Below are 26,229 nucleotides of genomic sequence, written 5' to 3'. Positions count from 1 at the left end.
CGAGCCCACCGACCGCTACACGCCCACCCGGCCGCAGCAGCGGTTCGTGCGCACCCGCGACCGCACCTGCCGCTTCCCCACCTGCGGCCAGCGCGCCGGCTGGGCCGACGCCGACCACGTCATCCCCCACGCATCCGGCGGCAAGACCGACTGCGCCAACCTCTGCTGCCTGTGCCGCAGCCACCACCGCCTCAAGACCTTCGCCCGAGGCTGGCGATTCGCCATGAGCCCGGACGGAGTCCTGACGGTGACCACCCCGTCGGGCATCACCCGCACCACCCGCCCACCGGGCATGCGCCCACCACCGGAGCGAGACCCACCACCCGGCGCGATCGGGACACCCCCACCGGCCGCCCGGGCCGACGACCCGCCACCGTTCTGACGCGCCGCCCGCCGGGTGCCCGCTACGCCCAGCGGGCCAGGGCGGTCGTCGTGCCCGGCTCGACCACGGTGAACCCGGCGTCCACGACCGCCACCGGGGCCGCCGCGCGCAGCCGCGCCCACCGCGCGACGTCGGGGTGCTCCACCGCCACCGGGTACCCGGCCGCCGCCCACGCCTCCAGCCGGCGGGCCGGCATCCACAGCGCCGACAGCTGCGCGGCGTGCCCGCACGCGGCGGCCGCCTTGCCCAGCGGCAGGAACGGCTCCGGGCAGACCGAGACGACGAGCGGGCCGCCGGGCACCGGGTCGACGACCGGGAGCGCGTCCGGGTCGTCGAGCTCGCTGCCCGTCAGCTGCAGCTTCGCGACGTCCCGGGGCAGCGCGTCGAGCGCGGTCGGCACGAGGGCCCGCACCTGCGCGCCGGCCACCGAGGCGGTCACCCCCGGCAACGCCCCGGCCCGCTCCCAGGCCACCCCACGGGCCCGGCGGCAGTGCTTGCGGATCGCGCCGTCGGTCCAGCGCCGGACCGACGCCGACCACTCGCCGCCCTCCCCCGCCCGCTCGTCGCCGAGCAGCCGCACCACCGCCACGGCGGCCGCCGCGCACACCGCGGACCGGGACGGCGGCGACGTCCGCTCCACGCGCGCCACCAGCTGCATCGCCCAGGGCGACTCCCCCGCCGGGTCCTCGTACACGCGCCCACCCTGACCGACGGCGCAGGACGGCCGCCCGCGGGCCCGCCGACACGCCCGGAGGCCGCGCGGGCGTGACCCACCCGGCGGCGCCTCGTTCGGTCAGGGCACACCGCCCGACACTCGACGAGGAGTGCCCATGACCCGGTCGACCCGCCGCGTCCTCGGGGGAGGGAGCCTGGCCGCGCTGCTCGCCGGCGCGCTGCTCGCGACCCCCGCCCGGACCGCCCCCGCCCAGGCCGCCCCCGCGCCGCTCGCGCCCGTCCAGGACTTCCTGGCCGACCAGCTCACCGGCCTGCGCGCCGCCGCCCCTGCCACGGTGCTCGTGCACGGCACCGACGCGCGGGCCGCCCGTGCCGCGGTCGCCGCGACCGGGATGCGCGCGGTGACCGAGTTCGAGCGGATCGGCGTCGTCGTCGCCCGCGGCACCGCCGCCCAGGTCGAGGCGGCCCGGTCGCAGCCGGGCGTCACCTACCTCGAGGGCAACGCGCCCATCGCGTTCAGCCAGGAGACGTCGAACACCGCCACCCGCGGCGCCGAGGCGGTCGCCACGCTCACCGGCGCGGACGGGCAGCCCCTCGACGGCAGCGGCGTCTCCGTCGCCGTCATCGACAGCGGCATCGACCCCACGCACCCGTACTTCCGCGACCCCGACGGCGGCAGCGCCGTCGTCGCGAGCCTCAAGAGCCTGTGCCTGCTGGAGACGACCACGACGCCGGACTGCGTCGTCCCGGTGCCGGGCGTCCTCGACACCGACACGCTCTCCGTCGGCGGCCACGGCACGCACGTCAGCGGCATCGTCGCCGGACGTCCCACCACGCTGGCCGACGGCGGCCGGCTGCAGGGCGCCGCACCCGGCGCGAGCCTGGTGTCGGTCTCCACCGGCGCCGCGCTGCTCATTGTCGGCGCCGACTCGGCGCTCAACTGGGTGCTGGAGAACCACGAGCAGCCGTGCGGCGAGGGCGTCCCCGCCGACGTCTGCCCGCCCATCCGGGTCACCAACAACTCCTACGGGCCCTCCGGTGGCGGCGCGTTCGACCCGCAGAGCGCCACCGTGAAGCTGCAGCGGGCGCTGGCCGCCGAGGGTGTCGTCACCGTGTGGGCGGCCGGCAACGACGGCGGCGACGGCGCGGCGTCGCTCACCAATCCGCCCGGCCAGGACCCGACCGGCGGGATCATCAGCGTGGCCTCCTACGACGACCGGGGCACCGGCACCCGCGACGGCGCGGTGAGCGGGTTCTCCTCCCGCGGCGCCGCGGCCGACCCCTCCACCTGGCCGGACCTCTCCGCGCCGGGGGACGGCATCACGTCGTCCTGCCGGCCGACGCTGCCGATCTGCTCCACCGGGTTCGACCCGCGCAACGGCCCGGGGCTGCTCGACGTCGGCACCTTCAACACCATCAGCGGGACGTCGATGGCCGCGCCGCACGTGGCCGGCATCGTCGCCCAGCTGTTCCAGGCCGACCCGACGGCGACCCCCGCGGAGATCGAGGCGGCGCTGACCTCGACCGCGTACCGCTACGCCGACGGCGCGGCCTACACCGCCGCCGGCGGCCGGACGACGTCGTACGACAAGGGCACCGGCCTGGTCGACGTCGTCGCCGCGGTCACCGCACTCACCGCCTAGCCGGAGGCCGCACGGCCCGGTTCCACGTGGAACCGGGCCGTGTGACCTTCCTGTGAACTGCACCGACCCCGTTAGCGGAGCCCGTCGGCCCGGGGTTGGATGGACGCCATGTGCGGCCTCTCCGGCGAGATCAGGTTCGACGGCTCCCTGGCCGACACCACCGCGGTGGCGCGGATGGTCGAGGCGCTGGTCCCCCGCGGGCCGGACGGCCAGGGCCAGTGGAGCGCCGGCCGGGTGGCGTTCGGTCACCGGCGGCTGTCGGTCATCGACCTCTCGGCCAGCGGCTCCCAGCCGATGGTCGACAGCGAGCTCGGGCTCGAGGCGGTCTTCAACGGCTGCATCTACGACTACAAGGAACTGCGCGCCGAGCTCGAGGGCCACGGCTACCGGTTCTTCTCCACCAGCGACACCGAGGTGCTGCTCAAGGGCTACCACCACTGGGGCGTCGACTTCGTCGACCACCTGCACGGCATGTTCGTCGTGGTCATCCACGAGCGGGACACCGGCCGGGTCGTCATGGCCCGCGACCGGCTGGGCATCAAGCCGCTCTACCTGTCCGAGACGCCGGGCCGCCTGCGCTTCGCTTCGTCGCTCCCGGCCCTGCTGCGCGCCGGCGACGTCGACACCTCCATCGACCCGGTCGCGCTGCACCACTACCTGACCTGGCACGCCGTCGTCCCCGCGCCGCGCACGCTCCTCAACGGCGTCCGCAAGCTGCCGCCGGCCACCGTGCGGGTCATCGAGGCCGACGGCACCAGCCGCGAGCACCGCTACTGGGAGCCCACCTACGAGCGGCGCGCCGAGCACTCCGGCTGGTCGGACCGGGACTGGGAGGACGCGATCGAGGAGGCGCTGCGGGTCGCCGTCCGCCGCCGCCTGGTCTCCGACATCCCGGTCGGCGTGCTGCTGTCCGGCGGGCTGGACTCCAGCCTGATCGTGGGCCTGCTCGCCCAGGAGGGGCAGAGCGACCTCGCCACCTACTCGATCGGCTTCGAGACCGTCGGCGGGCACGCGGGCGACGAGTTCCGCTACTCCGACGTCATCGCCGAGCGGTTCGGCACTGACCACCACCGCATCCGGGTGTCCTCCGACGAGCTCGCCGCGGCCCTCGGCCACGCGATCGGCGCGATGGCCGAGCCGATGGTCAGCCACGACGTCGTCGCCTTCGACCTGCTGTCGGAGCGGGTCAGCCAGACGATCCGCGTGGTGCAGTCCGGGCAGGGCGCCGACGAGGTGTTCGCGGGCTACCACTGGTACCCGCCGCTGGCCGACGTCGACCGCGAGGAGGCCGTCGAGCGCTACGCCGCGGCCTTCTTCGACCGGGGGGCGCAGGACATGCGCGCGCTGGTCGGGGAGCGGTACGCCCTCGACGGCGACCCGAGCCTGGAGTTCGTCCGCGACCACATGTCCCGGCCGGGCGCGCAGACCGCCGTCGACGCCGCCCTGCGCCTCGACAGCGAGGTCATGCTCGTCGACGACCCGGTCAAGCGGGTGGACAACATGTCCATGGCGTGGGGCCTGGAGGCCCGCGTGCCCTTCCTCGACCACGACCTGGTCGAGCTGGCGGCGCTGTGCCCGCCGGAGCTCAAGCTCGCCGACGGCGGCAAGGGCGTGCTCAAGGCCATCGGCCGCCGGATCATCCCGCCGGAGGTGATCGACCGGCCCAAGGGCTACTTCCCGGTGCCGGCGATCACCCACCTCGAGGGCAAGGTCCTCGGCCTGGTGAAGGACGCGCTGTCCAGCGAGGCGGCGCGCGAGCGGGCGCTGTTCCGGCCGGAGTACGTCTCGCGGCTGCTGGACGACCCGAACGGCGAGCTGACGCCGCTGCGGGGCAACAAGCTGTGGCAACTCGGGCTCCTGGAGCTGTGGCTGCAGAACCACGGGGTCTGAGGGGCACCCCGTGGCTCCTCCGCGGCTCGCGGGGCTGCGCCGCCGTCCGTCGGCGGCCGGCCCCACCCCCGACCTGACCCGGCGTTCCTGGGCCAAGCCCTCCGAGCACGAGCTCGAGGGCATGGACACCGACGTCGTCCTCGACCTGGCGTGGGGCCGGCTGGTGTTCGGCCAGACCTTCGCCGAGATGCGCGACATCCTCACCGCCCTGCGGGCCGAGGGGACCGGGCAGCGCGACATCTGCGTCTACGCCCGCGACCCGCACGTCCTGGTGGGCCTGGCGCCGGACGAGCTGTTCATCGACCCCAGCTACACCTACCGGCTCGACCTGTACCGCTACCGGCCCCGGCCCGAGCTCATCCGCGGCGTCTTCGTGCGCACGGTGACCGCGCTGGAGGAGATGCAGGCGATCAACCGGATCTACGCCCGCAACCGCATGGTCACCGGCGACCCGGAGACCATGTGGGCCAACCACCGGACCCGCTGCTTCACCTACCTGGTCGCCGAGGACCGGCGCACCGGCGAGATCGTCGGCACCGTCACCGGCGTCGACCACGTGCTGGCCTACGGCGACCCGGAGGGCGGCACCAGCCTGTGGTGCCTCGCCGTCGACGCGCAGGACGCCCCCGCCGGCACCGGGGAGGCGCTGGTGCGGGTGCTCGCCGAGCGCTACGTCGGCCGCGGCCGCTCCTACGTCGACCTCTCGGTCATGCACGACAACTCCGGTGCGATCGCGCTGTACCGCAAGCTCGGCTTCGCCCGGGTGCCCGCCGTCTGCGTCAAGCGCAAGAACCCGATCAACACCCCGCTGTTCGCCGCCCGCCCGCCGGGCCTGCAGCAGCTCAACCCCTACGCGCGGATCATCGCCGACGAGGCGCTGCGCCGCGGTATCCGCGTCGAGGTGACCGACGCCGAGTTCGGCGAGATGCGGCTGTCGCTCGGCGGCCGGCGGGTGCTCACCCGCGAGTCGCTGTCGGAGTTCACCACCGCCGTCGCCATGAGCCGCTGCGACGACAAGCGGGTGACCCGCCGCATCGTCGAGGCCGCCGGGGTTCGGGTGCCCCGCGGCGTCGCCGTCCCCGAGGGCGACCTGGGGCCCGCGCTGGAGCTGCTCGCCGAGGCCGGCGAGCTGGTCGTCAAGCCCGCCCGCGGCGAGCAGGGCAAGGGCATCAGCGTCGGCGTCACCGACGAGGAGCAGCTCGAGCGGGCCGTGGCCGCAGCCCGGCTCTTCTGCCCCGACGTGCTGGCGGAGGAGCTCGTGCCCGGCGAGGACCTGCGCGTGGTGGTCATCGACCACGAGGTGGTCGCCGCCGCGGTGCGCCGGCCCGCCGAGGTGGTCGGCGACGGCCGCCGCACGGTCACCGAGCTGGTCCGCGAGACCAGCCGGCGCCGCGAGCGCGCCACCGGCGGGGAGTCGCGCATCCCGCTCGACGACGTCACCGCCGACGTCGTCCGCGCGGCCGGGCGGTCGATGGACGACGTCCTCCCCCACGGCGAGCGGCTGCGGGTGCGGCGGACGGCGAACCTGCACACCGGCGGCACCATCGACGACGTCACCGACCGGCTGCACCCCGAGATCGCGCAGGCGGCGATCCGGGCGAGCCGCGCCATCGGCATCCCGGTCACCGGCATCGACTTCCTGGTGCCCGACGTCGAGGGCCCCGACGCGGTGTTCGTCGAGGCCAACGAGCGGCCCGGGCTGGCCAACCACGAGCCGCGGCCGACCGCCGCGCGCTTCGTCGACCTGCTCTTCCCCGAGACCCGCCGCCGCTGATCCGGGCTCAGTCCGGCCGGAAGAGGGCGAGCAGCCCGTCGACGTCGCGGTGCGCCGTGGCGGGGTGGCGGAACGGGCGGTGCGGCCGCACCTCGTAGTGGGTGCGCCGGCCGCGGCGGGCGCGGGTGACGTACCCGGCCTCCTCCAGGTCGGCGAGGATGCCGAGGGTCGCGCGGGTGCTGATGCCCACCCGCGCCGCGACGTCGGCCACCCGGGCGTCGGGGTCGACGGCGACGGCGAGCAGCACGTGGCCGTGGTTGGTGAGGAACGTCCAGGACGGCCGCTCGTCGCTCACGGGGCTCCTCCGGGTGGCGGGAACAGGTGAACCCTGCTTCACTGGTCTCGGGAGGGGAGTATCCCCACACGCTCCCGTCGTCAGTACGGCCCCTCGGGCGGGGTCCGGCGGAGCGGGCCCCGTGCGGGCCGGGAGAGACCTCCGGTTGGGAACCACCGACTGGAGGCCTGCTCGTGGACGTCCCCTTCTGGCTCTGGCTCGCCGTGCTCGGCGTCATCGTCGCCATGCTCGCCGTCGACCTGTTCGCCCACCGCCGGGCGCACGTGATCGGCGTGCGCGAGGCCGCCGCGTGGTCGGCGGTGTGGGTGGCGCTCGGCGTCGGGTTCGGCGCCTGGGTGTGGGCCGCGTACGGCGCCGAGTACGGCCAGCAGTACTACGCCGGCTACCTGATCGAGAAGTCGCTCGCCGTCGACAACGTCTTCGTCTGGGCGATCGTCTTCACCTTCTTCGCCGTGCCGCGGGAGTACCAGCACCGGGTGCTGTTCTACGGCGTGCTCGGCGCGCTCGTGCTGCGCGGAGCGTTCATCGCCGGCGGCGCGGCCCTGATCGAGAACTTTTCCTGGGTGCTGTACCTGTTCGCCGCGTTCCTGCTCGTCACCGGCTGGCGGATGCTCCGGCAGCGCGACGAGCACGTCGACCCGTCGCGCTCGCGCACCCTGCGGCTGTTCCGCCGCCTGGTGCCGATGACCGACGCGTACCACGGCCAGCGGTTCCTGGTCCGGCGCGGCGGCGTCCTGCTCGCCACTCCCCTGCTGGCGGTTCTGGTCCTCGTCGAGGTCACCGACGTCGTCTTCGCCGTCGACTCGATCCCGGCGATCTTCGCCGTCACCGACGAGCCGTTCCTCGTCTTCACCGCCAACGCCTTCGCGATCCTCGGCCTGCGGGCGATGTACTTCCTGCTCGCCGACCTGATCCACCGCTTCGTGTACCTGAAAACCGGCCTGGCGCTGGTGCTGATGTGGGTGGGCGTGAAGATGCTGCTCAAGGTCGACCTCTTCTACGTGCCGACCACGGTGAGCCTCGCGGTGATCACCACGATCCTCGCCGTCTCGGTGTGGGCCAGCCTGCGCGCCACCCGCGGGCAGGGCCGCCGCGCCGTCGAGGCGCCGGCCGAGCCGCCGTTCCGGACGGCCACCGAGGAGGAGCTGGCCGCGGTGGAGCCGCTGTGGCGGCGCCGCGGGCGGGCGCGCACCCCCGCCTGACCGTCCCGCGGGGACCAGGCATAGGAAGCTCTACCCACGTCCTGGGCGCCAGGACGTGGGTAGAGCTTCCACTGCCTCGGGGGACCGGTGACCTATCTGCTGGCCGCGCTCGGCGGGGCGATCGGCGCGCTCGCGCGGTGGGGCGTGGCCGCGGCGCTCCCCTCCCCCGCCGGCGGCTGGCCGTGGGCCACGCTGCTGGTGAACCTCACCGGGTGCCTGCTCATCGGCGTGCTCGCCGGCGTCCTGGCCACCCGGGACCCCGAGCCCGCGTGGGCCCGGCCGTTCCTCGCCGTCGGCGTCCTGGGCGGCTACACGACGTACTCGGCGTTCGCCGTCGAGGTCGTCGCCCTGACCGACGCCGGCGCGCTCGCCACGGCGGGCGGCTACGTGCTCACCTCCGTCGTCGGCGGGGTGCTGGCCGTCGCGGCCGGCGTCACCGCCGTGCGCAGAGCGCTGCGGACGGCGGCCCGGTGACGCCGCTGCTGGTCGTCGCGGGCGCCGTGGCCGGTGCCCCGCTGCGCCTGCTCGCCACGCGGCTGGCCGCCCGCGGCGGGCGCGACCCGGCGCTCGGCACGCTCGCCGTCAACGTCGCCGGCTCGGCGCTGCTCGGGGTGCTGCTCGGGCTCGGCGACGTCCCGGCGCCGGTGCTCGCACTGGTCGGCACCGGGTTCTGCGGCACCCTGACCACCTTCTCGAGCTCCGGGCTCGACGTCGTCCGGATGGTCGAGGAGCGCGCCGTCGCCCGCGCCGCGGCGTACCTGGCGGCCACCCTGGTGCTCGCCCTGGGGGCGGCCGCGGCGGGCTGGCTGCTGGCCCGCTGACCGCCCCTGCGGGTGCCGGTCCGGCGCCGTCTGGATAGGGTCGCCTCGGTATGGCCGGGAGCGACGCGGGAGACGTGCAGGCGGACAGCCCGGTCGTCGTCGTCGCCAACCGGCTGCCGGTCGACCAGGTCACCGACCCGGACGGGACGACGCGCTGGCAGCGCTCCCCCGGCGGCCTGGTCACCGCCCTGGAGCCCTTCGTCGCCGGCCGCGGCGGCGCCTGGGTGGGCTGGTCCGGATCAGCCGGCGAGGCGCCCGAGCCCTTCGAGTCCGGCGGCATCTCGCTCGTCCCGGTCGAGCTCTCCGAGGAGGAGGTCGACCGCTACTACGAGGGCATGTCCAACGCCTCGCTGTGGCCGCTGTACCACGACGTGGTCGAGAAGCCGGAGTACCACCGCACGTGGTGGGACACCTACGTGCAGGTCAACAAGCGCTTCGCCGACCGGGCCGCCGAGGTCGCCGCCGAGGGCGCGATCGTGTGGGTGCACGACTACCAGCTGCAGCTGGTGCCGGCGATGCTCCGCCAGCGCCGCCCCGACCTGACCATCGGCTTCTTCCTGCACATCCCGTTCCCGCCCTACGAGCTGTTCACCCAGCTCCCGTGGCGCTCGGCGATCGTGGAGGGCCTGCTCGGCGCCGACCTCGTCGGCTTCCAGCTGCCCAGCGCGGCGGCCAACTTCGTCCAGCTCGCCCGGCGTCTGCACGAGCTGCCCACCCGCGGCGCCACCGTCGAGTACGACGGCCGGGTGGTCACCGCCCGCGCCTTCCCGATCTCCATCGACGTCGCGTCCTTCGACGAGCTGGCGAGCTCGCCGGAGGTCGTGGCCCGCGCCAAGGAGATCCGCGCCGAGCTCGGCGACCCCGAGAAGATGATCCTGGGCGTCGACCGGCTCGACTACACCAAGGGCATCAGCGTCCGGCTCAACGCCTTCCAGGAGCTCCTGGAGGACGGCGTCGTCGAGGCCCCCGGCACCGTCATGGTGCAGGTGGCCACGCCCAGCCGGGAGCGCGTCGAGCACTACGTGCACATGCGCGAGACGATCGAGCAGCAGGTCGGGCACATCAACGGCGTCTTCGGCTCGATCGGCGGCCCGGCGGTGCACTACTTCAACCAGTCGATGCCGCGCGAGGAGCTCGCCGCCCTCTACCGCGCCGCCGACGTCATGCTCGTGACGCCCTACCGCGACGGCATGAACCTGGTGGCCAAGGAGTACGTCGCCGCCCGCGCCGACCTCGGCGGCACCCTCGTCCTGTCGGAGTTCGCCGGCGCCGCGTCGGAGCTCAAGCAGGCGTTCCTGGTGAACCCGCACGACATCACGGGCGTCAAGAACCAGCTGCTGCGCGCGCTGCGGGTCGAGCCCGCCGAGGGCGCCCGCCGCATGCGCGTCATGCGCCGGTACCTGGCCAAGCACGACCTCGACCACTGGGCGACGTCGTTCTTCGACGCCCTGCGCGCGCAGGCGTGACCGCCGACGCCGACGCGGGCCTCGACCGGGCGCTCGCCGCGCTGGCCGCCCGCCGACCGCTGCTCGTGGCGTCGGACTACGACGGCGTGTTCGCCCCGCTGGTCGACGACCCCTCCGCGGCGGTCCCCGCCCCCGGCATCGCCGAGGCGCTGGCGCGGGTCGCCGCCGCGGGCGGCGACGTCACCGTCGCGCTGGTGAGCGGGCGCGGCGTCGAGGACCTGCAGCGGGTCAGCGGCCTCACCGGCCCCTACCGCTGGGTCGGCAGCCACGGCGCCGAGTTCGGCGGCCCGCTCACCGGCGAGCTCGCCGGCCGCCGCGACGCGCTCGCCGAGGTGCTGGCGCCGCTGGTCGCCGCCGTCCCCGGGGCGCGGCTGGAGGTCAAGCCGGTCAGCGTCGCCGTCCACGTGCGGCAGGTCGCCGACCCGGCCGCGGCCGCCGAACTGCTGGCGGCCGCCGATGCGGCGGCGGATCCGTCACTGACGAAGAAGCCGGGCAAGGCGGTCCTCGAGCTCGTCCTCGTCGACGCCGACAAGGGCAGCGCCGTGCAGCGCCTGCGCGAGGAGCTCGGCGCCGCCGCGGTGGTCTACCTCGGCGACGACCTCACCGACGAGGACGTCTTCCGCCTCCTCGGCCCGGGCGACGTCGGCATCAAGGTCGGCGAGGGCCCCACCGCCGCGGCGCACCGCGTGGCCGACCCGGACGCCGTCGTCGGCGTCCTCGGCCGGCTCGGCGACCTGCTCGCCTGACCTCCGCCGCGGCGCGTCGCGCCGGGCGCCCGGGTGACCGTCCGGCCCCGGGACGCCCACCCTGCCCTGCCGCGTCGACACGGCGACCCTCCCCCGCGTGCGCGCCCCGCCGGGGCCGCCGGTGACCGCGGGCGGGCGTCGACTCGGCGACGGTGCTGCGGGCGGTCACCGCCGGGTCCGCAACGATCCGCCCGTGGGCGTCCGACGAGCGCGGGCGCTCGGTCGCTGGAGTCGCACCATTCTCCTCGCACGCCACCTCCCCGTCGACGCGTGCACGCAGCCCAGGAGGCCCCCGTGTCCGACCCGTCCCCCCGCAGCGGCGGCTGGTTCGCCGACCGCCCGCTCTCGGTCAAGTTCGGCGCGCTCGTCGCCGTCGGGACGCTGTCGCTGGGCGGGCTGCTGGGCGCCTCGCTGCTCGGCAACGCCGCCGTCCGCGACGCAGACGAACGGTCCCAGGCGCTCAACGACGCGCAGGAGCTGGTGCTGCAGCTCGACACCCGGGCCAGCGAGCTCAAGGTGGACGGCTTCAAGGCGCTGGTCCGCCCGGTGCCGGCCGAGCAGCTGCCCGAGCTGGCCGACGACATCGCCACCCCCGAGGCGCTGCTCGACGAGCTGGCCGGCATCGAGCTGACCGGTGACAGCGCGGCGGCCGTGGCCGAGCTGCAGGACACCTACGGCGACTACACCGACGCCATCACCGCGTTCGTGAACACGGCGGTCGCCGACCAGGCCGGCGCGCGGCTGCGCTGGGAGGACATCCAGGTCGCCAACGACCTGACCGACGCCGCCGTCGGCACCGCCAAGGACACCCTCGCCGCGGAGGCCGAGGCGGCGGCCGCGGGGCTCGAGGACACGATCAGCCGCTGGGAGACGACCGCGATGGTGGTCGCCGTCCTCGGCTTCCTGCTCCTGGCGGTCCTGAGCTGGCTCACCGCCCGCTCGGTGATCCGGCCGGTGCGCAGCGTGCAGGCCTCGCTCGAGGCGCTGGCGCGGGGCGACCTGACGCACGCCTCCGGGGTCTCCTCCCGCGACGAGGTGGGCCGCATGGCCGACGCCCTCGACCGCGCCCAGGCCGGGCTGCGCGAGGTCCTCGACTCCGTGGCCGCCTCCGCCGACGCCGTGGCCGCGTCCAGCGAGGAGCTGTCCGCGTCGGCCGCGCAGATCTCCGCCTCCGCCGGCGAGACGTCCGCGCAGTCCGGCGTCGTGGCCGGCGCCGCGGACGAGGTGTCGCGCTCGGTGCAGACCGTGGCCGCCGGTGCGGAGCAGATGGGCGCCTCCATCCGGGAGATCGCCACCAACGCCGCCGAGGCGTCCGCCGTCGCCGCCCGCGCCGTGACCGCGGCCGAGACCACCACCGCGACCGTGGCGAAGCTCGGCGAGTCGTCCGCTGAGATCGGCAACGTGGTCAAGGTGATCACCTCGATCGCCGAGCAGACCAACCTGCTGGCGCTGAACGCGACCATCGAGGCCGCCCGCGCCGGCGAGGCGGGCAAGGGCTTCGCCGTGGTCGCCAACGAGGTCAAGGAGCTCGCGCAGGAGACCGCCAAGGCCACCGAGGACATCGCCCGCCGCGTCGAGGCGATCCAGAAGGACACCGGCGCCGCCGTCTCGGCCATCGGCGAGATCAGCTCGATCGTCGCCCAGATCTCCGACCGCCAGACCACCATCGCCTCCGCGGTCGAGGAGCAGACCGCCACCACGGCGGAGATGTCCCGCTCGGTGAGCGAGGCCGCGCAGGGCTCCGGCCAGATCGCCGACAACATCTCCGGCGTCTCGGCCGCCGCGGACTCCACCACGCAGGCGCTGTCCCAGACCCGGATGGCCGTCGACGAGCTGTCCCGGATGGCCGCCGGCCTGCGCACCAGCGTCGCCCGCTTCACCCACTGATCCCCCGCCCCGCCGCGGCCGGTGCTCACAGGCCGCGGCGGGGCGCTGCACTCCCGAGAGGTCTCCCCCCGTGCACCTGCCCCGCCTCTCCGACCTGCGCATCGGCCGCCGGCTCGGGCTCGCCTTCGGGGCCGTCGGCGCCCTGGTCGCCGTCAGCACCGCCACCGGCCTGTCCGCGGTGGCCGAGCAGCGCGACCTCGCCGCGGAGCTCAGCCGGGCCGACGCCGTCCTGGCCGAGGCGGAGACCGCGCGCTTCCAGATCGCCGACGTCACCGGCTGGCAGGGCCTCGTCGTCGCCGACGCCGTCACCTTCGGCCCCGCCGTCGCCCTGGCCCCCGACGCCTACAACCGCTCGGGCCTGCTGGAGAGCCGGGACGCCGTCTACGCCTGGCTCGACGACGTCGACACGGCGGCGATGGACGCCGACGAGGCGGAGGCGTTCGCCGCGCTCCGGCCGGCCTGGGACGACTACTTCCACTGGGACGACCAGGTCGTCGCCTGGCTGTCGACCGGCACCCGCGAGGGCTACGCCGCCGCGCTGGAGAGCATCAACGGCGGTGAGGCCGGCGAGGGCTACGGCCGGGTCCTCGACCTCGCCGACCGGATGCAGACGTCGGCCAGCGAGCGGGCCGACGCGCTGCGCGCCGACCAGGAGGCCGCGCAGGAGCGCGCGACCGTGCTGCTGGGCGTCACCGGCGTCGTCGCGCTGCTGCTGGCCGCCGCCTGCGCCGTCCTCGTGGCCCGCTCGGTCGTGCGGCCGCTGCGCCGGGTGCAGGACGTCGCCGCCGCCCTGGCCGCCGGCGACCTCGGCACCCGCACCGGCGTCGACCGGCGCGACGAGGTCGGCCGCACGGCCCAGGCGCTCGACGCCGCGCAGGACGCCCTCCGCGCCGTGCTCGAGTCCGTGACCGCCTCCGCGGACGCGGTGGCCGCGTCCAGCGAGGAGCTGTCGGCGTCGGCCGCGCAGATCTCGGCGTCGGCGGAGGAGACCTCGGCGCAGTCCGGCGTGGTGTCGGGCGCCGCGGAGGAGGTCTCTCGGAACGTGCAGACCGTCGCGGCGGGTGCGGAGGAGATGGGCGCCTCGATCCGGGAGATCGCCACGAACGCGGCCGAGGCGTCGGCGGTGGCGGCGCGGGCCGTGACCGCGGCTGAGACCACGACGGCGACCGTCGCCAAGCTCGGCGAGTCCTCCGCGGAGATCGGCAACGTGGTCAAGGTGATCACCTCGATCGCCGAGCAGACCAACCTGCTGGCCCTCAACGCGACCATCGAGGCGGCCCGCGCCGGCGAGGCGGGCAAGGGCTTCGCCGTGGTCGCCAACGAGGTCAAGGAGCTCGCGCAGGAGACCGCGAAGGCGACCGAGGACATCGCGCGGCGCGTGCAGGCGATCCAGGGCGACACCACCGCGGCGGTGACGGCGATCGGGGAGATCAGCTCGATCGTCGCGCAGATCTCCGACCGGCAGACCACCATCGCCTCGGCGGTGGAGGAGCAGACGGCCACGACCAACGAGATGAGCCGCTCGGTCCAGGAGGCCGCGCAGGGGTCGGGTCAGATCGCCGACAACATCTCCGGCGTCTCGACGGCGGCGGACTCGACCACGCAGGCGCTGACCCAGACGCGCACCGCCGTCGATGAACTGTCGCGCATGGCGGCCGACCTGCGCAGCACGGTGGGCCGCTTCTCCTGGTGACCTCGACCATTCTGAGAATGGTCACCGGCGCGCGCTGACGCCATTCCTCCCGGCCCCGGCCCGGTCGTCGTCCCTCGACGTCCGGTTCCGGGGCCGGTGACGTTGCGCCGACCAGCGACGATGCGATGACCACCGCTTCGACCAGCCAAAACGCCCTTGTCGACATGTCCGTGGGGGCGATCCGGTGACCTCTCGGGCATTGTCGACAAAGAGCGATGAATGGTCCTACCCGTTGCGCTCCGCAATCATTCCGCCCGTTTCCGGATCGTTACGGACACGCCATTTCCGGACGGCGTCAGTTCCTTTTCCGATGCGCCACTCTTCTCGGCGACGGCGCGACCAGCAGCCGCCGCACACGAGATGTGGAGAGACCCGATGACCGACCCGACCGACGCCCGCCCGACCAGCACCTCCTGGTGGGGCGACCGCGGCGTCACCACCAAGGTGCTGAGCACCGTGGCGCTCGGCGCGGTCGTGACCGGCACCGTCGGGCTCCTCGGTCTGCAGGCCCTCGGCCACACCGCCGACTCCGCGGACGCCCTGTACGAGGCGAACCTCCAGGGCGCGGTCGCCGCGGCCGACGTGGACGGGATCCTGAGCGACATCCGCGTCGCCTCGCGCAACGCGCTGCTGGTCGCCACCCCGCAGGAGACCCAGGAGACGCTGGCCGGCGTCGAGGCGCTCCGCGAGGACTTCGGCACCGCGCTCGAGGCCTACGCGCAGGGAGACCTCGACCCGCAGCGGCAGGAGCTCGTGGACGGGATCGAGGCCACCATGGCCGACTACGCCACGTTCCAGGACACCGTCCTCTCGCCCCTCGCGCTGGCCAACGACGTGCCCGGCTGGATGGCGGCGAACAACGCCCAGGGGACCCCCGTGGTCACCTCGCTCACCGAGGACATCCAGGCGCTGCGCGACCTGGAGATGGAGGAGGCCGCCGCGGCCGCTGCCGCCATCCGCGCCGACTACGAGTCGCAGCGCACGCTGGCCCTCCTCCTCATGCTCGCGGGCATCGTGGTCACGGCCGGCCTGGGCTGGGTCGTCGCCCGGGGCCTGGCGCGCGGCGTGGCGCGGGTCCAGCACGTCGCCGAGGGCCTGTCGGCCGGCGACCTCACCCGCGCCGCCGGGCTGACCACCCGCGACGAGCTCGGGCGGATGGGCCAGGCGCTCGACACGGCGGTCGTCGAGCTGCGCGGCGTGATGGCCTCCGTGGTCGGCGCGGCCGACGCGGTGGCGGCCAGCTCGGAGGAGCTCAGCGCGTCCTCGGCGCAGATCTCGGCGTCGGCCGAGGAGACCTCGGCCCAGTCCGGCGTCGTGTCGGGCGCCGCCGAGGAGGTCTCCCGCAACGTGCAGACCGTCGCCGCGGGCGCCGAGCAGATGGGCGCCTCGATCCGGGAGATCGCCACCAACGCGGCCGAGGCCTCGGCCGTGGCCGCCCGCGCGGTCACCGCCGCGGAGACCACCACCGCCACCGTCGCCAAGCTGGGCGAGTCCTCGGCCGAGATCGGCAACGTCGTCAAGGTCATCACCTCGATCGCCGAGCAGACCAACCTGCTGGCCCTCAACGCGACCATCGAGGCCGCGCGGGCGGGCGAGGCCGGCAAGGGCTTCGCCGTGGTCGCGAACGAGGTCAAGGAGCTGGCGCAGGAGACCGCGAAGGCGACGGAGGACATCGCCCGCCGGGTGCAGGCGATCCAGGCCGACACCGGCGCCGCGGTGGGCGCCATCGGCGAGATCTCCCAGATCGTCGCCCAGATCTCCGACCGGCAGACCACCATCGCCAGCGCCGTCGAGGAGCAGACCGCGACGACGAACGAGATGAGCCGCTCGGTCCAGGAGGCCGCGCAGGGCTCCGGCCAGATCGCCGACAACATCTCCGGCGTCTCCTCGGCCGCCGACAGCACCACCCAGGCCCTGTCGCAGACCCGCGTCGCCGTCGACGAGCTCTCCCGCATGGCCGCCGACCTGCGCACCAGCGTCGCCCGCTTCACCTACTGATCCCCCGGCACGAGACCCCAGGAGCACACCCATGTCCACCACCCGTGCCGGCCGTTCCGGCGGCTGGTTCGCCGACCGCCCGGTCGCCGTCAAGATCGGCGCCGCCGTCGCCGTCCTCGCGGTCGTCGCCGTCGCCATGACCGTCCTCGCGGTCAACCGGCTGTCGGCCGTCGAGGCGGCCGCCGCCCGGATCAACGACAACGTCGTCCGGCTCGCCGACCTCGCCAACATCCAGCGCTCCTGGCAGGGCGACCGCTCGCGCTACAACAGCTACGCCCTGGTGGACCCGCAGACCCGCGTGGAGCTGCGCGCCGACCTGGCCGAGCGCCGCGAGACCATCGACAACCAGCTCGACGCCTACGCCGAGGTGACGGTCAACAAGACCGCCTTCGAGGAGTTCCGCGCCACCGTCGAGGGCTACTACGCGGTCGCCGACACCCAGCTGCTCCCGGCCGCCGACGCCGGCCAGCTGCCCGTGGCCGCCGCGGTCGTCACCGGCCCGCTGCAGGACGCCTCCGACTCGATCATGGACCAGTACAACGCCATGCAGGAGCGGCGCGTGGCCGCCGGCCAGACCGACACCGACGACGCCGTCGACATCGTCTCCTCGGCCACCGTGACCCTGTGGACCTCGCTGGCGATCGGCATCGCCCTGGCCGGCGGGCTGACCCTCCTCGTCGTGCGCCGCCTGGTGGGCACCGTGCGCTCGGTGCAGGCCTCGGTCGAGGCGCTGGCCGCCGGCGACCTGACCGTCACCCCCGACGTGCGGGGCCGCGACGAGCTCGGCCGCATGGCCGCCGCGCTGGGCGACGCCCAGGTGACGCTGCGCGGCGTCATGTCCTCGGTGGTCGGTGCCGCCGACGCCGTCGCCGCGTCCAGCGAGGAGCTGTCGGCCTCGGCCGCGCAGATCTCCGCGTCGGCGGAGGAGACCTCCGCGCAGTCCGGCGTCGTGTCGGGCGCCGCGGAGGAGGTCAGCCGCAACGTGCAGACCGTCGCCGCGGGTGCGGAGGAGATGGGCGCCTCGATCCGGGAGATCGCCACCAACGCCGCCGAGGCCTCGGCCGTCGCGGCCCGCGCGGTCACCGCCGCGGAGACCACCACCGCCACGGTCGCCAAGCTGGGCGAGTCCTCCGCCGAGATCGGCAACGTCGTCAAGGTCATCACGAGCATCGCCGAGCAGACCAACCTGCTCGCGCTCAACGCCACCATCGAGGCGGCCCGCGCCGGCGAGGCCGGCAAGGGCTTCGCCGTGGTCGCGAACGAGGTCAAGGAGCTGGCGCAGGAGACCGCGAAGGCGACCGAGGACATCGCCCGCCGGGTGCAGGCCATCCAGGGCGACACGACCGCGGCGGTGACGGCGATCGGGGAGATCAGCTCGATCGTCGCCCAGATCTCCGACCGGCAGACCACCATCGCCTCGGCGGTGGAGGAGCAGACCGCGACGACGAACGAGATGTCCCGGTCGGTCCAGGAGGCCGCGCAGGGGTCGGGCCAGATCGCCGACAACATCTCCGGCGTCTCCTCCGCGGCCGACAGCACCACCCAGGCGCTGACCCAGACGCGCACCGCCGTCGACGAGCTGTCCCGGATGGCCGCCGACCTGCGCACCAGCGTCGCCCGCTTCACCTACTGAGCAACGCCCCGCCCGGAGCCGGCGCACGGTCGGCTCCGGGCGCGGGACTGCCGATGACACGACCCGACGACCGGCGACGCCCGGGGTTCGCCTCAACACGGACCGGGCCGACGTCGAAGACCCAGCGGGGCACCCGCCCCGGACAGCGAGAGAGAAGGCAAGCGGTGGACGGTCTGGACGACATCGTCGAGGAGTTCCTCGTCGAGAGCCACGAGAACCTCGACCAGCTCGACACGGACCTGGTCGCCCTCGAGCAAGAACCCGACTCCCGCGAGCGGCTCTCGAGCATCTTCCGCACGATCCACACGATCAAGGGCACCAGCGGCTTCCTGGCGTTCGGGCGGCTCGAGGAGGTCACGCACGTCGGGGAGAACATGCTCTCCCGGCTGCGCGACGGCGTCCTCGCGCTGACCCCCGAGCGCACCAGCGTGCTGCTGCGGATGGTCGACACGGTGCGCTCGCTGCTCGCCTCGATCGAGGCCACCGGCGGCGAGGGCGGCGTGGACGTGTCCGCCGTCGTCGCCGAGATCAGCGCCGCGATGGAGGACCGCCCCGCGCCCGCCCCCGCTCCGGCGCCCGTCGCCGCGCCGGCCGCCGTCGAGCCCGTGGCCGCCCCCGCGCCCGTCGCCGTCGAGCCCGTCGCCGGGGCCGCCGTCCTGGAGGCCGCCGAGGCCGTGGTCGAGGCCGCCGTCGAGGCCGGCGTCGAGGCCGCTGCGGAGGCCGTCGTCGAGGACACCGCCGAGCCGGCCCACGACGACGCGCACGACGAGCACGCCGACGAGCACCCGGCCGACGAGCACCCCGCCGAGGACCACCACGAGGACCAGCCCGCCGGCGCCGCGCGCGCCGAGGGCCAGGGCGGCCAGCAGGCCCGCCGCGCCGTCGCCGACTCGACCATCCGCGTCGACGTCGACCTGCTCGACTCGCTCATGCTGCTGGTCGGCGAGCTGGTGCTGACCCGCAACCAGATCGTCCAGTACGTGGGCCGCTCCACCGACACCGACCTGGTGCGCGCCTCCCAGCGGCTCAACCTCATCGCCAGCGAGCTGCAGGAGGGCGTCATGAAGACGCGCATGCAGCCGATCGACCACATCTGGTCCAAGCTCCCCCGCGTCGTCCGCGACCTCGGCATCCAGTGCGGCAAGACCGTCCGCCTGGAGATGGAGGGCAAGGACACCGAGCTCGACAAGACGCTGCTCGAGGCGGTCAAGGACCCGCTGACCCACCTGGTCCGCAACTCCGTCGACCACGGCATCGAGGCCCCCGACCGCCGTCGCGCCGCCGGCAAGCGCGCCGAGGGCGTGCTGACCCTGCGCGCGAGGCACGAGAGCGGCCAGGTCGTCGTCGAGGTGGCCGACGACGGCGCCGGCATCGACCCGGCCAAGATCGGCGCCAAGGCCGTCGAGCGCGGCCTGGTCACCGCCGACCAGCTCTCCCGCATGGGTCCGCAGGACGTCCTGCAGATGATCTTCGCGCCCGGCTTCTCCACCGCCGCCGCGGTCACCAACGTCTCCGGCCGCGGCGTCGGCATGGACGTCGTCAAGACCAACATCGAGTCGATCGGCGGCACGATCGAGGTCGAGTCCGAGCCGGGCCGCGGGACCGTCTGCCGGCTGCGCATCCCGCTGACCCTGGCGATCGTCCCGGCGCTCACCGTCGAGTGCGCCGGCGACCGCTACGCCATCCCGCAGATCAGCCTGCAGGAGCTCGTCAGCCTCGACGCCGAGAAGGCCGCCAACGCCGTCGAGGAGGTCGGCGGCGCGCCGGTCTACCGCCTGCGCGGCGAGCTGCTCCCCCTCGTCCGGCTCACCGACGTCCTGGGCCTGGCCTCCGACCGGCACGACGGCCACGTCGTCATCGCGGTGCTGCGCTCGGAGGGCCGGCGCTTCGGCCTCGTCGTCGACCGGGTCATCAACACCGAGGAGATCGTCGTCAAGGCCGTCGGCGGCCAGCTCAAGGCGATCGGCCTGTACTCCGGCGCCACCGTCCTCGGCGACGGCGCCGTCGCGCTCATCCTCGACGTCCAGGCGCTGGCCCGACGGGCGCTGCGCACCGAGACCGCCGAGCGGCAGGAGGCCCGCGAGGCCGCGGCCCGCACCGTCGCCGTCGAGACCGACCGGCAGCGGATGCTGCTCGCCGCGATCGGCGAGGGCCGGCGCGTGGCCATCCCGCTGGACACCGTCACCCGCCTCGAGCAGGTGCGCACGGAGTCCGTCGAGCGGGTCGGCAACCGCGAGGTCGTGCAGTACCGCGGCGCGATCCTGCCGATCGTCCGCCTCGACCGGCACCTGGGCGCCTACGGCGCCAGCGACCGCGAGGTGCTCGAGGTGATCGTCTACAGCGACCACGGCCGCAGCGTCGCGATCGTCGTGGAGGAGATCCTCGACATCGTCGACGGCGGGGCCGCCGTCCGCAGCGACATCGACGACCTGGGCCTGCTCGGCTCCGCCGTCCTCGGCGACAAGGTGACCGAGCTCCTCGACGTCCGCGCCGCGATCCTCGCGGCCGACCCGGCCTTCTACGCCACCGACCACTCCCCGTCCGCCCTGCTGGAGGTCTGACGTGACGACCGCGACCGACACCCCCGCCCGCGCCACCAGCGGGCAGCTGGCCACCTTCCGGCTCGACGGCGACCTCTACGGCGTCGAGGTGGAGCACGTGCAGGAGGTGCTGCGCAGCCAGAAGCTCACCCGGGTGCCGCTGGCGCCGCCGGCCGTCGCCGGGCTGATCAACCTGCGCGGGCAGGTGGTGACCGCGATCGAGCTGCGCGAGCGCCTGGGCCGCCGGCCCCGCCCGGCCGACACCGACGCCGTCGTCATCGTCGTGCGCCTGCACGGCGAGGCGGTGAGCCTGCTGGTCGACTCGATCGCCGACGTCGTCGACGTCGACGCGGCCGACTTCGAGGCCCCGCCGGACACCCTCGACGGCCAGGCCCGCGAGCTCATCCGCGGCGCCTACAAGCTCGACGGGCAGCTGCTGCTCGCCCTCGACGTGCAGAAGGCCGTCGGTGCGTGACTGAGAGTCACCGACGGTTCACCTGACGGAGCACGACACGCGGCCGTCGCCCACCGCCCCTCCGGCGATCGGGTGACGGCCGCGTGGCGTCGCGGGGTGATCACCTCCACCCTGGACGCGCTGCCCCCTTCCCGGGCGGCGCCGTCGGAGGGGGAGACGTGCCGTACACGCTGGTCAGTGCCGCCACGCTGGGCTTCGACCTGGTGCGCCTGCCCGGCGGCCGCGCCGCCGCCGACGTCCTGCTCACCGGCCTCGCCGCCGGACCCGCCGAGCTGACCGCGCTCGCCGCCGGCGCCCGGTCCCGCGACGCCGACCGCGACCAGCGCGCCGTCCTGGCCGTGCGCTCGCGCCGCGCCCGCGAGCTCGCCGCGACCGTGCCGCAGCTGCGCTCGGTGACGCCGTCGGCCGGCGACCGCGCCGCCGTCCTCGTCACCCAGCTCGAGCGCGGCACCATCGGCACGGTCGCCGCCGTGGAGCGGGTGCTGCGCGAGGACGTGCTCGGCCCGGAGCACCGCGCCTACGCCGAGGCCGACCCCGAGGTGCGCGAGCGGGCCGCCGAGGTGCTCGCCGACGCCGTGGTGGGGGAGTGGGCGGCCGGGGTGCTGCCGCCGCTGGTGCGCCGCGAGCTGGTGACGCCGTTCGCCACCGCGGTCCCCGACGCCGCCGTGCGCGGTGCCGGCGCCGACCTCGGCCCGGCCACGCCCGAGCTGTCGTCGCTGCTGGCCACGTTCTCCTCGCTGGACGCCCGCGGCCGCGACCGCTGGCGCGCCGCCGTCGACGACGGCCGGCCCGAGCAGCGCCCGTGGGCCACGGCCATGCACGAGGCGTCCTGGGCCGCGCACGTCTCCGGCCGCACCCGCGCGCTGGCCACCGCCCAGCTGCTCGCCGTCCGCGCCTTCGCCGCGGGCGGTCTCGACGCCCGCGACGGCGCCTCCGGCTCGTGGAACGCCCTCGCCGGCGTCGTCCAGGGGGTGGCGATGGGCGACCTGCTCGACAGCAGCGCCCTCGGCGTCCTCCTGGCGCCCTGGCACCGCGTCACCGGCCGCTGACCCCGCCGCCGGTCCCCCGCGCCGGCCCCCCGCGCCGCCCAGCGCTGCCGCCCTGCGCCGCCGCCCTGTCGATCATCGGCTGCGTGCACGGGACACGCGTGGACACGCCGGGCAGGCGTGCACGCATCCGATGATCACGACGGCGGCCGGCCATTGGCGGCCTATGGGCGTTCGGCTCGATTGATCATCGGCTCGTTGCCGCTGACACGCGCGGACACGCCGAGCCGGGCGGCAACCAGCCGCATCTCGCGGCCGGCGGCGCCCCGCCGCGTCGATCATCGGCTGCGTGCACGGGACACGCGTGGACACGCCGGGCAGGCGTGCACGCATCCGATGATCACGACGGCGGCCGGGTCGTGGGCGGCCGTCCCGCGGGCTCCCCGTGACCGCCGGCAAGACATGCCCCGTCCGGTGGACCCGGGCGCCCCGCCGCAGGTCAGCGCCGTGCCCACCGCCCCGCCCGCCGGCGGCCCTGTCGACATGGGAACGCCCGCCCGCCGCTGACCCGCCACCGCCGTAACGGTTGCGCGGGACGCGTCAACACGACGGGTGGGGCGGCCGACAACTCCTGGGACAGGCGATGCGGGTGGGATGCCCGAGGCCGTTCCGGATCAGCTCCGGAAGTGACCTTGACCCCCTCTCCCGCGGTGCCGAGACCCCGAGGAACGGCTCCCCGCCGTTGCCGGCCGAGCAGGAGGACGTGTGGACCCGATCCGGGTGCTGGTGGTCGACGACTCGGTCGTCGTCCGCAAGATCGTGACGGACGTGCTGTCCTCCGATCCCTCCATCGAGGTCGTCGGGACGGCGGTGAACGGCAAGCTCGCCCAGGGCAAGGTCGACGCGCTCAAGCCCGACCTGATCACGATGGACATCGAGATGCCGGAGATGAACGGCATCGAGGCGGTGCGCGCGATCCGCGCCCGCCGCAACCGCGTGCCGATCGTCATGTTCAGCACGCTGACCGAGCGGGGTGCGTCGGCCACCCTCGACGCCCTCTCGGCCGGCGCGAACGACTACGTCACCAAGCCGGCGAACGTCGGCAGCGTCGCGCAGTCGATGGAGAGCGTGCGCGAGCAGCTCATCCCCAAGATCAAGGCGCTCACCGGGCGTCCGGTGGGCCTGCCCGGCCTCGCCGCCCGCCCGGTCGCCGCCCCGGTGGCCCCCCGCCCGCCGGCGCCGCGCACCGCCCCGCACAAGGCGCCCGCGGTCCTGGTGATCGGCTCGTCCACCGGCGGCCCCGAGGCGCTGGCCAAGGTCGTCCCCGCGCTGCCGGCGACCCTGCCCGTGCCCGTGCTCCTGGTGCAGCACATGCCGCCGGTGTTCACCCGGCAGTTCGCCCAGCGCCTCGACCGGCTGAGCGCCCTGCGCGTCGTCGAGGCCGTCGACGGCTCACCGCTGCTGCCCGGCACCGTGCACCTGGCCCCGGGCGACCACCACCTGACCGTGCGCGGCACCGGCCGCGGCGCCGTCACGATGCTGTCCCAGGGCCCGCCGGAGAACTTCTGCCGCCCCGCCGTCGACCCGCTGTTCCGCTCCGCGGTGGCCGCCTACGACGGCGCCGTCCTGTCGGTGGTGCTCACCGGCATGGGGTCCGACGGCCGCGCCGGCGCGGCCGTCATCCGCGACGCCGGCGGCACCGTGATCGCGCAGGACCAGGCCACCTCCGTCGTCTGGGGCATGCCCGGCGCCGTCACCCAGGCCGGCCTCGCCGACGAGGTCCTCCCGCTCGACCGCGTGGCCGAGGCCATCACCCGCCACCTGGCCTCCGCGCAGGCCCGCGCCCTCCCCGGCACCCCGCCGCAGCCCGCCCACCTGACCCTCGCGACGGGAGCCCACCGATGACCCTCACCGCCACCCGCTTCGACTGGGTGCGCCAGCTGGTGCACCGGGAGAGCGCCATCGTGCTCGCGCCCGGCAAGGAGTACCTCGTCGAGGCCCGCCTCCTCCCGCTGGCCCGCAAGATGGGCCTGGCCGACGTCGACCAGCTCGTCGACGCCGTGCGCAGCCGCCCGCGGCCCGACGACACCCGCCAGATCGTCGAGGCGCTCACCACCAACGAGACCTCGTGGTTCCGCGACGGCGACCCGTTCACCGCGCTGACCTCCACCGTGCTGCCGGCGCTGCAGTCGGCGCGCGGCCCGGCCGAGCGGCTGCAGATCTGGTCGGCCGCCTGCTCCAGCGGGCAGGAGGCCTACACGATCGCGATGCTGCTCGAGGACGCGATGCCGAACGCGGCGACGCGGGTCTCGATCACCGCCACCGACATCTCCCGCGAGATGGTCGAGCGCACGCGCGCCGGCCGGTTCAGCCAGCTCGAGGTCAACCGGGGGCTGCCCGCGCCGATGCTGGTGCGCCACTTCCAGCGGGCCGGCAGCGAGTGGGAGGTCTCGCCGACCCTGCGCCGCATGGTCGCCACCCGTGAGTGCAACCTGGCCGCCCCGCTGCCGCGGATGGGCCCGTTCGACGTCGTCTACCTCCGCAACGTCCTCATCTACTTCGACCTGCCCACCAAGCAGGCGATCCTCCGCCGGGTGCGCGAGCTCATGCGCCCCGACGGGTGGCTGTTCCTCGGTGCCGCCGAGACCACCCTCGGCGTCGACGACTCCTGGAGCCGCGTCGTCATCGGCCGGACCTCCGCCTACCGCCCGCTGAAGGGGGCATGACCGTGCGCGCTCTGGTGATCGACGACTCCCGCGCCATGCGGCGCATCGTGACCGGGACCCTCGAGGGGTTCGGCTACGAGACGCGGCAGGCCGGGCACGGCCAGGAGGCGCTCGACGTCCTCCACGAGGGCTGGGTGCCCGACCTGTGCACCATCGACTGGAACATGCCGGTGATGGACGGACTGCAGTTCGTCAACGCCGTCCGCACGAACCCGGCCTGGCGGGCGGTGACCCTCATGATGGTCACCTCCGAGAGCGAGCACGGCCAGATCGTGCGCGCGTTGGCCGCCGGCGCCCACGAGTACGTCATCAAGCCGTTCACCGCCGACGCCATCCGCGACAAGCTCGCGCTGCTCGGCCTGCTCCCGCAGGAGGTCTCCCTGTGACCGCGATCGACGCCGGGCCGCGCCGCCGCGCCGGCGACCGCCCGCCGGCCGTCGCCGAACTGATCGACGAGGCCACCGTCACCGAGATCACCGAGCAGGCGTGGCTCGCCCTCGTCGGCGAGGACGAGGTGCTCGTGCCGCTCCCGGCGCCGCTGCCGGCCGACACGCTGAGCTCCTGGGTCGGCATCACCGGCCCCTGGACCGGCACCGTCGTCCTCACCACCGGCCGCGACACCGCCGTCGAGCTCACCCGCGCGCTCCTGCGCGAGCACGCCCCGGAGGTGCTCGAGGACGAGGACGTCGACGACGCCCTCGGCGAGCTCGCCAACGTGGTGGGCGGCAACGTCAAGGCCGTCCTCCCCGGACCGTCCGCCCTCGGCCTGCCCGAGGTCGGCGCCACCCCGCCCGCCGGCTCCCCAGCCGACACCCTCCGCGTCGACGTCCTGTGGCGCGGACAGCCGCTCACGGTCTCCGTGCAGTCCCCCCTGCACACCGAGGAAGAGAACGAGGTGCCCCTGTGAAGATCCTGGTCGCCGACGACAGCCGCGTCATGCGGCAGATCGTCATCCGCACCCTGCGGCAGGCCGGTTACGACGACCACGACATCGTCGAGGCCGAGGACGGCCGCGACGCCTACGAGAAGGTGCAGTCCGAGGGCCCCGACCTGGTCCTGTCGGACTGGAACATGCCGAACATGACCGGCCTGGAGTGCCTGCAGGCGCTGCGCGGCTCGGGCTCCTCGGTGCCGTTCGGGTTCGTCACCTCGGAGGGCTCGGCCGAGATGCGGGAGAAGGCCGCCGACGCCGGCGCGCTGTTCCTCATCGCCAAGCCGTTCACCGCCGACACCTTCTCCGAGCACCTCGACGCGGTGCTGGCATGACCGCCCCGCTCACGGTCGTCCTGCCGGACGCCAAGGCCGTCAAGGACATGCTCTCGGGCCTGGTCGGCAAGCCGGTCTCGGTGACGCCGGGCGCCCCGGTCACGCCCACCGATAAGGACCCGGTCTCGGTC

23 protein-coding genes are annotated in these 26,229 nt (G+C 74.7%); 21 read left to right on the top strand and 2 right to left on the bottom strand.

Going from position 1 to position 26,229, the window contains the following annotated elements:
• A partial coding sequence (locus BUE37_RS22965) for an HNH endonuclease signature motif containing protein (protein ID WP_139253110.1) occupies positions 1 to 382 on the top strand: 382 nt, incomplete at its 5' end.
• Positions 383 to 404: 22 nt separating this feature from the next.
• On the opposite strand, the gene BUE37_RS22960 is transcribed toward BUE37_RS22965, so the two are convergent.
• Positions 405 to 1,076, bottom strand: a complete 672-nt coding sequence (locus tag BUE37_RS22960; RefSeq protein WP_073422787.1) for a hypothetical protein — start codon at positions 1,074 to 1,076, stop codon at positions 405 to 407.
• 136 nt (positions 1,077 to 1,212) lie between these two features.
• On the opposite strand from BUE37_RS22960, the gene BUE37_RS22955 reads away from it, so the two are divergent.
• From BUE37_RS22955 to ngg, 3 genes are all read left to right on the top strand, one after another.
• Positions 1,213 to 2,700 (top strand): S8 family serine peptidase, encoded by a 1,488-nt coding sequence (locus BUE37_RS22955; RefSeq protein ID WP_073422786.1) that lies wholly within the window; start codon positions 1,213 to 1,215, stop codon positions 2,698 to 2,700.
• A gap of 108 nt (positions 2,701 to 2,808) precedes the next feature.
• The gene (locus tag BUE37_RS22950; protein ID WP_073422791.1) at positions 2,809 to 4,590 is read left to right on the top strand and encodes an N-acetylglutaminylglutamine amidotransferase; all 1,782 of its coding nucleotides are present in this window, start codon (positions 2,809 to 2,811) and stop codon (positions 4,588 to 4,590) included.
• A gap of 10 nt (positions 4,591 to 4,600) precedes the next feature.
• Positions 4,601 to 6,364 (top strand): N-acetylglutaminylglutamine synthetase, encoded by a 1,764-nt coding sequence (gene ngg / locus BUE37_RS22945; RefSeq protein ID WP_073422785.1) that lies wholly within the window; start codon positions 4,601 to 4,603, stop codon positions 6,362 to 6,364.
• A gap of 7 nt (positions 6,365 to 6,371) precedes the next feature.
• On the opposite strand, the gene BUE37_RS22940 is transcribed toward ngg, so the two are convergent.
• Entirely contained in the window at positions 6,372 to 6,659 is a 288-nt protein-coding gene (locus BUE37_RS22940) for a helix-turn-helix transcriptional regulator (RefSeq protein WP_083629054.1), read from the bottom strand.
• Between the two features lie 173 nt (positions 6,660 to 6,832).
• Here BUE37_RS22940 and BUE37_RS22935 point away from each other — a divergent pair, with 173 nt between their 5' ends.
• The 17 genes from BUE37_RS22935 (at position 6,833) to BUE37_RS22855 (ending at position 26,098) form a co-directional block, all read left to right on the top strand.
• Positions 6,833 to 7,861 carry a TerC family protein gene (locus BUE37_RS22935; RefSeq protein WP_073422783.1) on the top strand — a complete coding sequence of 343 codons (1,029 nt, stop codon included), beginning with the start codon at positions 6,833 to 6,835 and terminating at the stop codon, positions 7,859 to 7,861.
• Between the two features lie 87 nt (positions 7,862 to 7,948).
• Positions 7,949 to 8,335, top strand: coding sequence for a fluoride efflux transporter CrcB (gene crcB / locus BUE37_RS22930; protein WP_073422782.1), 387 nt, complete (start codon positions 7,949 to 7,951; stop codon positions 8,333 to 8,335).
• Positions 8,332 to 8,682 (top strand): fluoride efflux transporter FluC, encoded by a 351-nt coding sequence (locus BUE37_RS22925; RefSeq protein ID WP_073422781.1) that lies wholly within the window; start codon positions 8,332 to 8,334, stop codon positions 8,680 to 8,682. Before crcB ends, BUE37_RS22925 begins: the two co-directional genes overlap by 4 nt.
• A gap of 50 nt (positions 8,683 to 8,732) precedes the next feature.
• On the top strand, positions 8,733 to 10,148 hold the full coding sequence (locus tag BUE37_RS22920; RefSeq protein WP_073422780.1) for an alpha,alpha-trehalose-phosphate synthase (UDP-forming): 1,416 nt from the start codon (positions 8,733 to 8,735) through the stop codon (positions 10,146 to 10,148).
• A complete protein-coding gene (gene otsB, locus BUE37_RS22915; protein ID WP_073422779.1) occupies positions 10,145 to 10,894 on the top strand; it encodes a trehalose-phosphatase in 750 nt (249 codons plus the stop codon). Before BUE37_RS22920 ends, otsB begins: the two co-directional genes overlap by 4 nt.
• A gap of 294 nt (positions 10,895 to 11,188) precedes the next feature.
• Positions 11,189 to 12,781, top strand: a complete 1,593-nt coding sequence (locus tag BUE37_RS22910; protein WP_073422778.1) for a methyl-accepting chemotaxis protein — start codon at positions 11,189 to 11,191, stop codon at positions 12,779 to 12,781.
• 70 nt (positions 12,782 to 12,851) lie between these two features.
• Entirely contained in the window at positions 12,852 to 14,474 is a 1,623-nt protein-coding gene (locus tag BUE37_RS22905) for a methyl-accepting chemotaxis protein (protein ID WP_083629052.1), read from the top strand.
• 375 nt (positions 14,475 to 14,849) lie between these two features.
• A complete protein-coding gene (locus BUE37_RS22900; protein WP_073422777.1) occupies positions 14,850 to 16,472 on the top strand; it encodes a methyl-accepting chemotaxis protein in 1,623 nt (540 codons plus the stop codon).
• 31 nt (positions 16,473 to 16,503) lie between these two features.
• Positions 16,504 to 18,105, top strand: a complete 1,602-nt coding sequence (locus BUE37_RS22895) for a methyl-accepting chemotaxis protein (protein WP_073422776.1) — start codon at positions 16,504 to 16,506, stop codon at positions 18,103 to 18,105.
• A 164-nt stretch (positions 18,106 to 18,269) separates the two neighbouring features.
• The gene (locus BUE37_RS22890) at positions 18,270 to 20,666 is read left to right on the top strand and encodes a chemotaxis protein CheA (protein WP_073422775.1); all 2,397 of its coding nucleotides are present in this window, start codon (positions 18,270 to 18,272) and stop codon (positions 20,664 to 20,666) included.
• Position 20,667: 1 nt separating this feature from the next.
• Positions 20,668 to 21,120: a chemotaxis protein CheW gene (locus tag BUE37_RS22885; protein WP_217651365.1), complete on the top strand. Its 453-nt coding sequence runs from the start codon at positions 20,668 to 20,670 to the stop codon at positions 21,118 to 21,120.
• Positions 21,121 to 21,278: 158 nt separating this feature from the next.
• Positions 21,279 to 22,169, top strand: a complete 891-nt coding sequence (locus BUE37_RS22880; protein ID WP_073422774.1) for a hypothetical protein — start codon at positions 21,279 to 21,281, stop codon at positions 22,167 to 22,169.
• Positions 22,170 to 22,871: 702 nt separating this feature from the next.
• On the top strand, positions 22,872 to 24,011 hold the full coding sequence (locus BUE37_RS22875; protein WP_073422773.1) for a protein-glutamate methylesterase/protein-glutamine glutaminase: 1,140 nt from the start codon (positions 22,872 to 22,874) through the stop codon (positions 24,009 to 24,011).
• Positions 24,008 to 24,832: a CheR family methyltransferase gene (locus BUE37_RS22870; RefSeq protein ID WP_073422772.1), complete on the top strand. Its 825-nt coding sequence runs from the start codon at positions 24,008 to 24,010 to the stop codon at positions 24,830 to 24,832. The genes BUE37_RS22875 and BUE37_RS22870 overlap by 4 nt, the downstream gene beginning before the upstream one ends.
• Positions 24,829 to 25,218 (top strand): response regulator, encoded by a 390-nt coding sequence (locus BUE37_RS22865; RefSeq protein WP_245794901.1) that lies wholly within the window; start codon positions 24,829 to 24,831, stop codon positions 25,216 to 25,218. The genes BUE37_RS22870 and BUE37_RS22865 overlap by 4 nt, the downstream gene beginning before the upstream one ends.
• Positions 25,215 to 25,739, top strand: coding sequence for a chemotaxis protein CheX (locus tag BUE37_RS22860; protein WP_073422771.1), 525 nt, complete (start codon positions 25,215 to 25,217; stop codon positions 25,737 to 25,739). The genes BUE37_RS22865 and BUE37_RS22860 overlap by 4 nt, the downstream gene beginning before the upstream one ends.
• Positions 25,736 to 26,098, top strand: a complete 363-nt coding sequence (locus tag BUE37_RS22855) for a response regulator (RefSeq protein WP_073422770.1) — start codon at positions 25,736 to 25,738, stop codon at positions 26,096 to 26,098. The genes BUE37_RS22860 and BUE37_RS22855 overlap by 4 nt, the downstream gene beginning before the upstream one ends.
• Positions 26,099 to 26,229: the final 131 nt, after the last annotated feature.

The sequence above is a fragment of the Geodermatophilus nigrescens genome (assembly GCF_900129495.1).
In the GTDB taxonomy this organism is placed as follows: Bacteria; Actinomycetota; Actinomycetes; order Mycobacteriales; family Geodermatophilaceae; genus Geodermatophilus; species Geodermatophilus nigrescens.
The sequence above is the reverse complement of the archived record's forward strand: the minus strand, read 5'-3'. Positions and strand labels throughout refer to the sequence as shown.